This is a genomic window from Ruegeria sp. AL12 (assembly GCF_056540885.1).
This window is the reverse complement of the sequence record NZ_JBQFXN010000033.1, coordinates 1-1,999: the sequence shown is the minus strand read 5'-3', so window position 1 is coordinate 1,999 and position 1,999 is coordinate 1. Positions and strand designations below refer to the sequence as shown.

At 58.1% G+C, this 1,999-nt stretch carries 1 protein-coding gene; it reads right to left on the bottom strand.

The window, feature by feature from the left end:
* Positions 1–165 precede the first annotated feature (165 nt).
* Entirely contained in the window at positions 166–1,764 is a 1,599-nt protein-coding gene (locus ACR0C6_RS21035; protein ID WP_480621039.1) for a phosphoenolpyruvate carboxykinase, read from the bottom strand.
* Positions 1,765–1,999 lie beyond the last annotated feature (235 nt).

Genomic DNA, 1,999 nt, shown 5'->3' with positions numbered 1-1,999 from the left:
GCGAGAGCGTCGGGTTTTGTCATATTTCTGACATGCCGAGATACCTCAGATCGACACTTCGAGCAACGCAATTGCATTCACATTTTGCAATATGCAACTTATGCGCGATCACGATGTAGTGAGACTCTTTAAAGAAAAGGGGGCGATTTCGCCCCCTTTTTTCGATTAACCGATTGCTACGGCTTTGATGTCTTCGTCGATGAACGGAAGGTACTGTTCAAAGTTCTCGGCGAACATTTGCACCAGTTTTTCAGCCTGCTTGTCGAAGGCCGCCTGATCGTCCCAGGTGCGGCGCGGGTCCAAAAGGACTTCGGCCACGCCGGGCACCGAAACCGGTACGTCAAAGCCGAAATTGGCATCTTTGCGGAACTCGGCATCCCGCAGCGATCCGTCTAGCGCAGCTGTCAGCAGTGCACGGGTCGCGCGGATCGGCATCCGGCTGCCCACACCATAGGCGCCACCGGTCCAGCCAGTGTTGACCAGCCAGCAGGTCGCGCCGTGCTGGGCGATCTTGTCGCGCAACAGGTTGCCGTATTCTTCCGGGCGGCGCGGCATGAACGGCGCGCCGAAGCAGGTCGAGAAAGTGGGCTGAGGCTCGGTAATACCGCGCTCGGTCCCGGCAACCTTGGAGGTGAAGCCCGACAGGAAGTGGTACATCGCCTGCGCCGGAGTAAGCCGCGCGATCGGAGGGAGCACGCCGAACGCATCACAGGTCAGCATGATGATGTTCTTAGGGTGGCCACCCAGTGCGCTGCTGGACGCGTTCGAGATATACTCCAACGGATAGGCGCAGCGCATGTTTGCGGTCAGGGAGTCGTCCTCGAAATCCAGTTCCTTGGTTTCGGGATCGAGCACCATGTTTTCGATCACCGTGCCAAATTTGGTGGTGGTCGCGTAGATTTCCGGCTCGGCCTCGGCGTTCAGGTTGATCGTCTTGGCATAACAGCCACCCTCGAAGTTAAAGGTGCCGCGATCGGACCAGCCATGCTCATCATCGCCGATCAAAGTGCGGGCCGGGTCAGCGGACAGGGTTGTCTTGCCAGTGCCGGACAGGCCAAAGAAGACGGCGGTGTCGACCGGGTTGCCAACCGCATGGTTGGCCGAGCAGTGCATCGGCATCACGCCTTTTTCCGGCAGCATGTAGTTCAGCAGGGTAAAGACGGATTTCTTGTTCTCACCCGCGTATTCGGTGCCGCCGATCAGAATCAGCTTGCGGTCGAAGTTCAGCGCAATAACCGTCTCGCTACGGCAGTTATGTTTGGCCGGGTCAGCCTGAAAGCTGGGGCAGTTGATGATGGTGAAGTCCGCGGTGAACTCGTCCAGATCCTCGCGATCCGGGCGACGCAGCAGGTGACGGATGAACAGGTTGTGCCAGGCAAGCTCGGTCACCATGCGCACGTTGATCGCGTAGGTCGGATCGGCACCACCGACGAGATCCTGCACGAAATAGTCGCGGCCTTTCATATGGGCCAGCATGTCTTGGTAGAGGGCGTCAAATCCCTCTGGGGTCATCTCGGCATTGTTTTCCCACCAGATAGTGTCAGCCACGCTGCTGGTTTTGACGACGTGCTTGTCCTTGGGCGAGCGACCGGTGAACTTGCCAGTGGTGACCAGAAAGGCACCGCCATTTCCAAGTGTACCTTCGCCGCGCTTCAACGCATCTTCGATCAGCGCCGGTTCCATGAAGTTATAATAGACATTGCCCAGACCCTCGATGCCCTGATCCTCGAGGCGGAATTGCGGGTTAACCCGTCCAGATGTCATGTGTGTCTTCTCCTGTGGCGGCGCGGGGGCTTTGGGCCCTGAGGCGCCTTTGGGGCAGTGTACCGGGAAAACCGGCGGTTGGGCGCGTCTTACCACGGTCGTTCAGGACATGAACAGGCGGGTTTGACGCAGTTAGCGCAACCAAGTTCGGGTTTAGCGCCATCACAAATTCAATGACCGAGAACCGGGCATATTTTTGCGGGCATAAAGGCAAATTTGCCGCAGACCTGCCGCA